Genomic DNA, 7,220 nt, shown 5'->3' on the forward strand with positions numbered 1-7,220 from the left:
TGGTCTTCTTCGAGGAGCTCAAATAGACGTCGGCAGCGTTCCAGTGGCTGTATCCCCGGGCCCCGGAGTCGGCATTGAACGTAGCAACCAAAATACTACCTCTATCCCACTAACTAAACTAACAAAACGTCCCCCAAGCAAAACTCCTCTGTCTGCCATAGCTCACTTACATCTTTACAATAAAAAAAGCCGACCAAAAGGCCGACAACTAATCACCATCCGGAGCATAAACAAACAAATTAATCTTCTGCAAAATATCCGAATCATCATGCATCAAAGAATGCTCAGCTTTCTCCCCAACAGCAGGCATATCATAGTACTCCCGAACACGAGACCGCAAAACATAGGCAATCGAAGAAGCAGAAGTAACCGAAACATACTTATCGCTATTAGAATAATCCTCAACATTTCCATAAATATTCAAAACCTTCAACCGAGAAGAAATATTATTCCGATTCAAGTAAATCCGAAAATAAGTAGGACTCATAAAAGCCGGCCGCCCATCAGCCGTGATCCGATTAATATTAGGTAAGTCGTTCAATCCCAAAACCCCATTAAAAGGCCCGGCGATCAAAACCAAATTATGCATCTTAGGCATATAACTATGGCGTTTCTCAAACAAATTAACGATCACCAACGACACCGCTCCCAGAGAATGCCCAACAGCGTCGTATTCTTCAAATTGATACTTCTTGCGCAAATCGATCAACAAACGAGTCAGCCAATGAGCGATTTGATTTTCACCGACCCATTTATTTTGGAACACAACTTGAATAATGGGACTTTCATCCTCAGTCCAAGCACCCTCATAAGTAATTTGACCGCGCCAATTGATCAACGCTTTAAGAAATTCGCTTTTTCCAGTATACTTTAATCCTGATTTGACCATCTTATCGGTTGTATAATCGCCCCCACGGAATCCGTGAACATACAACACTGGTCGCTGATTTTTTTTCATTTTTTCACCCTATCAACTTATAATTATAGTATATAAGAAAGTTTTTTTCATAAAATTTATTCATAAGTGAGGTATCATCAGTGCAAAAATATTATGCAGTAAGACGAGGTAGAAATCCTGGCATCTACCGTTCTTGGCCAGAATGTCAAAAGCAAGTGAATGGCTTTGAAAACGCCCGTTATAAGAGCTTCCAGACCGAAGCTGAAGCACAAGAATTTTTAAAAGGCAAAGACAATTATCCAACGAAAAAGAAATCGCATCAAAGGGAACCAGAAAACTTAGATGATTATTCAACCGTAGTATACACCGATGGTGGTTCGAGGAATCATGGAAATTATAAAGGTGGCCACGTAAAGACTACAGATAAGGCAGCTTGGGCTTTTCACATTAACCACCAAGGTAAAACTTTTGAGGGAACCGCTGGTGAATTTGGTGCGACTAATAATCGGATGGAGATCCTCGGTTTGATAGAAAGTATCAAGCGACTCAATGAAGAAAATCTCCAAAATGAAAAAACTATCTTTGTTTTAGACTCACAATACGTGTTAAATGCGATAACTAAGGGCTGGCTAAACGGTTGGAAGAGAAGAGGCTATAAAAAAGCTGATGGGACTGCACCTAAAAATGTCGGCTTGTGGAAAGAGCTCGATCAACTATTACCAACTATCACCAACAAGAGTTTCAGCTGGACTAAAGGACACGCGCAAGATGAAGGGAACAATCGTGTTGATGCTTTGTTGAATGAAACTATGGACAAAATGTAGGAATCACACCAATAATTTAGACGCAAAAAAAGCTGACTTTAGGAAAAATCCTACGTCAGCTTTTTTGCATGAATAAATAACTAGTTAGGTCGGAAAACTTATTAGTTAAACAATCCTTTAAAGAATGAAACGATGCCGTCCCAGATCTTTTGAAGGAAGTTACGATTTTCTTGAGTGTTTAATTTATCAAAAATATTCTTAGCTTTGCTAGTGATATCACTGCTTAGCTTTTGTGCTTGTTGCTTAAAGTTTGAACTATTCAATGCTCCAGAATCCTTGATCTGAACCATCAAATTGATCAATTGAGTCTTTTGATTATTGTTAATAATATTTTGCAAATTGTTTTGTTGTAAATTGTTGTTAACAATATTAGTGATCTCAGTCTTTGATACGTTCGTACCAGCTTTAGCTAAGTCTGATTTCATACCAGCAACGGCATTATTCAATTGCTGGTCAGTATAGCCATCAGTACCTTTGTTGGCTTGTGTGATACCACTTAAGACACCCATCTCATTTTGAGCAGCGTTGACTTGGCTTTGGTTTAATGAATTACCGTCTTTTTGGTAAGCGGCGTAAATACCAGCTAAAGCACCTGAACCATCGATCGGTGTAGCTGAGGTAACGTAAATGTTAGCGTCAGCAATACCAGCAGTTAAAGCAGCATTACGATATTGGTCAGCTGTTATAGTAGTAATGTTGTTCTTACCATTGTAGTTAACGATATTTACATTGATACCGGAACCGCTTGAAGTAGGTTCGATCAGGGCTGATGACCAGACACCAGAATTACTAGTGAATGAACTACCACTAGGATTCAAATATTTGACCAAAGTGTCACCATTGACTGTTAAAGTCGAATAGTTACTATTGCTCATTTGAGAAGATAGGGCGTTGATCGTACCTTGACGTTGATCTGAAGTTAGTGATGTTCCTAATGTCATCACAGGATCTTTCAAGGTATCGTCAGCCTTAGCTAGATTGCTCGATGAGGCAAAAATCCCTAATGCAAGGATCGAGACAATGCTTAATAAAATTACTCTTAGCTTTTTCACAATTAAAGCCCTCCTTAAATCTAATTAAACCAGAAAAATATGAAAAATTCGAGAATATTTCTAAATCTCTCCACAATCGTACCATTAAAAAAATATAAAATAATCAATTGCTAAATGTTGTTGCACAAGCTTTTTTAAAAAAATATTTTTGCATAACGTTGTCATTATGAGCTTTGTTGCTGATTTTTGTAGAGAATCTGTTTGATTTGTGATATTCTATAGGTTCTAGGAACACGCTTAAATTCGAAAATAGAATAGAAAGAATAGGTGAACACGCATGAAAATTGTCGTTCTCTCAGGTGGTAGAAGTACCGAAAGAAATGTTTCTTTATCTTCAGGTGTTAAAATCTCAAATGCCTTAAGAAGTAAAGGTTATGCAGTCGCAAATATCGACTCATTTTTAGGAATTGATATCGAAGATGATCAAATCGATGCATTATTCCACACAGAACCAGAAGATGAAGCAAAATTGGTCATTGACGATGAAGTCTTAACTGACGAAAAGATCAATGCACTCAGAACTGACGGCACTCGCGGTTTATTAGGAAAGAACGTATTAAAGGTCTGCCAACATGCAGATATGGTCTACTTAGGTCTTCACGGTGAAGACGGAGAAAATGGTAAGATGCAAGCTGTCTTAGATGTTTTCGACATTCGCTATACCGGAAGTGGTACTTTAGCCTCAGCTCTTGCCATGGACAAGAAGTTCTCTAAAGAAGTTTTCGTTCAAAACAAGATCAAGACAGCTAAGTTTATTGCTACAAAGACTAGCAAGATCACTAAAGATGAGATTCCATTTGGTTTCCCAATGGTAGTTAAGCCATCTAATGGTGGTTCAAGTGTTGGTACACATATCATCAAAGACGAATCAGAGCTTCAAGCTATGGTTGCTGATGCTTTGAGATTTGATAAGGAAGCTTTATTGGAAGAATTTATTAAGGGCCGTGAGTTCTCAGTTGCTATCGTTGATGGACAAGTGTTGCCTGCAGTTGAGATCACTGTTGATACTGGTTGGTATGATTTCCAACATAAATTTACTGAGAATACTGTGACGCATTTTATTACACCTCCAGAAGACTTGGATGAAGATATTCATTTAGAGATGCAAGAGGTGGCTTTGCAGACGTTTGAAGCTCTTGGAATGACTAGCTATGGTCGTGTTGATTTCTTGGTTCGTGATCGTGATATTTATGTTATGGAGGCTAATACTTTGCCTGGTATGACTCCTCGGTCATTGATGCCTCGTGAAGCTGAAGCTGTTGGGATTAGTTATCCTGAACTTTGCGACCGGATTATTAAGAGTAAGTTGCAGTATTATGAAGAACTTGAAGGATAGATTTGAAATTAAGTCTCTTATTGGAGGCTTTTTTTTATTGTAAAAATGTAAGAGAGCTATGGCAGACAGAAGCGTTTTATTTTGCTGGAGGTCTGTTAGTTTGTTTGGTTAGCTGGAGTGGAGGTAGTATTTTGGTTGTACGTTCAATGCCGACTCCGGGGCCCGGGGATACAGCCACTGGAACGCTGCCGACGCGATTTTGAGCTACCTGGGAAGTTCACCCAGGCATCTCAAAACTCGGTCTTTCTCTAAGCTCCTTCGTCTAGATGGAGACAATTCCCCCTTTGGTTGAGTTTTACCGATTTATTTTGATCAAGTTGGCACTGTTTGTGCGTCCTATTTGTCACATGTCTATCTCAGGCTTTATCTATTCTGGTGGGGAGTAGGAGCTTCCTTTTATTATTAGAATATATTCTTTGTTTGATTTACTTAATTTTTCCTCGGTTCGCGGGACTTTGCTCCGCTCATTTTGTTTCCTGACTTACATTACGGTTGCTGTTTTACTTTATTTTGTTGGTTAGATAAGATCGATTACTTTTTTCTTCGCTTGCCTTCTTTTATGGCTCGCGCACTCGTTCCTCCTGCTTTTGCCTGGTTCTTATGTTTTGTTTTTGCTCTTTTTAATTGATTCTGGCTTGAATTCTCGTTCCTCGAATTCTCGCCTTGTTTTTTTATTTCTTTTTTGATTTTTGTTGGGATGGCTGGTACTTGTTTATTTTTTCACTTGTTTGGTGTTATAGTGATTTTGTCCCTGCTTCTATTATTGGTATTTATGCGTTTTTAGTGATTTTTGGTATTGATTTTTTTGTTTGAAAATGTCAATAATTTGATTACTTTTTCTCTGGTATAGACCACTAAAAACTGCTATACTATGAATATAATCATTGGAGGATTGAATATGACTTATTACATTCATGCTAAGAAGTTCTTTTTACCTAACACTACTGAGAATGGCGGTTATCTTGAAGTTACTGATGACGCTAAATTTGGTCGCTTTTTGCCAGAAGACCAAAAGCCTGAGGGCAAGATTGTTGATTATTCTGACAAATTTATTGCTCCTGGTTTAGTAGATACTCATATTCATGGTCTTTGTGGTCATGATGTTATGGATAATGATTTTGATAAGCTTAATGAAATGTCTGAAGGTTTGTTGAAAGCTGGGGTTACTTCATGGTTGCCTACTACTTTGACTGCTTCTCACGATCAATTGCGTGATATTTGTGCAATGATTGGTGACAATGCTTCCAAAGCCACTGGTGCTAAGATCCAAGGTATTCATTTTGAGGGTCCTTTCTATACTGAAAAGCATAAGGGTGCTCAAAATCCTAAATATATGCGTGACCCTGATGTTGACGAATTTAATGACTGGCAAGATGCCGCTCATGGTTTGATCAAGAAGATCTCTATTGCTCCTGAAAGAAAAGGCGCAGTTGAATTTACTGCTGCGGTTGCTTCTGATAAGGTTGCAGTTGCACTTGGTCACAGTGATGCTACTTTTGAACAAGCTAAGGCTTGTGTTGAAGCTGGCGCTTCTGGTTTTACTCATACTTATAACGGAATGAGCGGTTTGAACCACCGTCTTCCTGGTATGGTTGGTGCTGCTCTTTCAATGCACTTGGTTGATAATGAGTTGATTTGTGATGGTTACCACGTTAACCCATTTGCTGCTCGTGTTGTTATCGAAAAGAAGGGTGCCGAACATGTCGCCTTGATCACTGATTGTATGCGTGCTGGTTTGATGCCAGAAGGTGACTATGTTCTTGGCGAATTACCTGTTGTCGTTGAAAACGGAACAGCTCGTCTTAAGGACGAAACACACAACCTTGCTGGTTCGATCTTGTTACTTAAGGATGCAATCAAGAATGTTGTTGATTGGAACATCGCTACTGCTGAAGAAGCTGTAGAAATGGCAAGTTACACAGCTGCTAAGAGTTCACGTATTCAAGAGAAATGTGGAATGATCAAAGAAGGTCGCGATGCTGACTTTATCGTTTTAGATGATGACATGACACTTTCAGAAACATATCTTGATGGTGTTTCAAGATATCAAGCATAATAAATAATCTGGGGGCAATTCATCTGAATTGTCCTTTTTGTTCCCCAAAAGTTCTAAAATGTAATTATTTGGAGGAAATTATGACTAAGAAAATATTTGCCCATCGTGGGATTCCAACTTTAGCACCAGAAAATACCATGCCGGCTTTTGAAGCAGTGGTAGAAAATGGCTTAAATTGGATCGAAACTGATTTAAGCATCACTAAAGATGAGGACGTCTTCATTATCCATGACGATAAACTAGATCGAACAACTGACCAAACCGGCTCGATTGAGACCGTAGATACAGCGACAGTCAAACAAGCAGACGCTGGATCTTGGTATGATCCAAAATTCAAAGGTGAAAAGATCCCAACGTTAAATCAACTGATCGATTTTTTAAATAAGAATAAAATCAACGCTAACATTGAACTAAAAGGAGTAGTAGGTGATGACGCCAACTATTTAGCCGACAAATTAGTATTAAAATTTGCAAGGGCACTAGATAAATTAGACGAAAACATCGACCTAATAATATCCAGCTTCAGTCCAATAATGTTAGAGAAAATGTATCAACAAAGACCAGACTTAAAATACGCCGTCTTATTCGAACACCAAGCCATCCAAGACGATTGGAATTTAACCATGCAAGCATGTCACGCCAAAATTATCCATCCAGATGACCGAGAACTGACCAAAGAAAAAATCCAAATGATGAAAAAGTACAATTACCAAATCAACGTCTGGACAGTAGACGACAAAAAAAGAGCCCAACAATTGTTAGACTGGGGAGTAGACGGCATCTTCACGAACAAAGCAGACCAAATGAAGGACTTACTAGGAAACTAGTAGACCAATTCAAATAATAAACGGAAAGTAATAAGGAACTGCCCGTATTTTTTTTCCACGAATAAGAGAACAAATTAAAAGTAACAACAAGTCCCACCCAAACCAACAGTCTACTGCTGTTTAGGTAGTGGGGGTGGAAGGAATTCGACCGTCAGCCATGAAATTTCACTTAGCGGTTTATCGGTTCTTGTTGTACTTTGGTTAGCCATCAAGAAATTCATCAAGAT

The 7,220-nt window shown here is 38.7% G+C and carries 7 protein-coding genes; 4 read left to right on the forward strand and 3 right to left on the reverse strand.

Annotation, left to right across the window (positions count from 1 at the left end; all coding sequences use genetic code 11):
- Window positions 1-18: 18 nt before the first annotated feature.
- Window positions 19-159 carry a hypothetical protein gene (locus tag EKM78_RS12895; RefSeq protein ID WP_164507351.1) on the reverse strand — a complete coding sequence of 47 codons (141 nt, stop codon included), beginning with the start codon at window positions 157-159 and terminating at the stop codon, window positions 19-21.
- A gap of 49 nt (window positions 160-208) precedes the next feature.
- Window positions 209-958, reverse strand: a complete 750-nt coding sequence (locus EKM78_RS12070) for an alpha/beta hydrolase (protein ID WP_125772553.1) — start codon at window positions 956-958, stop codon at window positions 209-211.
- A gap of 80 nt (window positions 959-1,038) precedes the next feature.
- Between EKM78_RS12070 and EKM78_RS12075 the strand changes: the two genes are divergently transcribed.
- Window positions 1,039-1,722, forward strand: a complete 684-nt coding sequence (locus EKM78_RS12075) for a ribonuclease H family protein (RefSeq protein WP_125772555.1) — start codon at window positions 1,039-1,041, stop codon at window positions 1,720-1,722.
- A gap of 101 nt (window positions 1,723-1,823) precedes the next feature.
- On the opposite strand, the gene EKM78_RS12080 is transcribed toward EKM78_RS12075, so the two are convergent.
- Window positions 1,824-2,774, reverse strand: coding sequence for a DUF1002 domain-containing protein (locus EKM78_RS12080; RefSeq protein ID WP_125772557.1), 951 nt, complete (start codon window positions 2,772-2,774; stop codon window positions 1,824-1,826).
- Between the two features lie 277 nt (window positions 2,775-3,051).
- Here EKM78_RS12080 and EKM78_RS12085 point away from each other — a divergent pair, with 277 nt between their 5' ends.
- The 3 genes from EKM78_RS12085 (at window position 3,052) to EKM78_RS12095 (ending at window position 6,993) form a co-directional block, all read left to right on the forward strand.
- Complete coding sequence (locus EKM78_RS12085) at window positions 3,052-4,110, forward strand: D-alanine--D-alanine ligase (RefSeq protein WP_125772559.1); 1,059 nt, start codon at window positions 3,052-3,054, stop codon at window positions 4,108-4,110.
- An 898-nt stretch (window positions 4,111-5,008) separates the two neighbouring features.
- Window positions 5,009-6,166 carry an N-acetylglucosamine-6-phosphate deacetylase gene (nagA, locus tag EKM78_RS12090; protein ID WP_125772561.1) on the forward strand — a complete coding sequence of 386 codons (1,158 nt, stop codon included), beginning with the start codon at window positions 5,009-5,011 and terminating at the stop codon, window positions 6,164-6,166.
- A gap of 80 nt (window positions 6,167-6,246) precedes the next feature.
- Entirely contained in the window at window positions 6,247-6,993 is a 747-nt protein-coding gene (locus tag EKM78_RS12095) for a glycerophosphodiester phosphodiesterase family protein (RefSeq protein ID WP_125772563.1), read from the forward strand.
- The last annotated feature ends 227 nt before the right edge of the window (window positions 6,994-7,220 follow it).

Source organism: Companilactobacillus furfuricola, assembly GCF_003946325.1.
Classification (GTDB): Bacteria; Bacillota; Bacilli; order Lactobacillales; family Lactobacillaceae; genus Companilactobacillus; species Companilactobacillus furfuricola.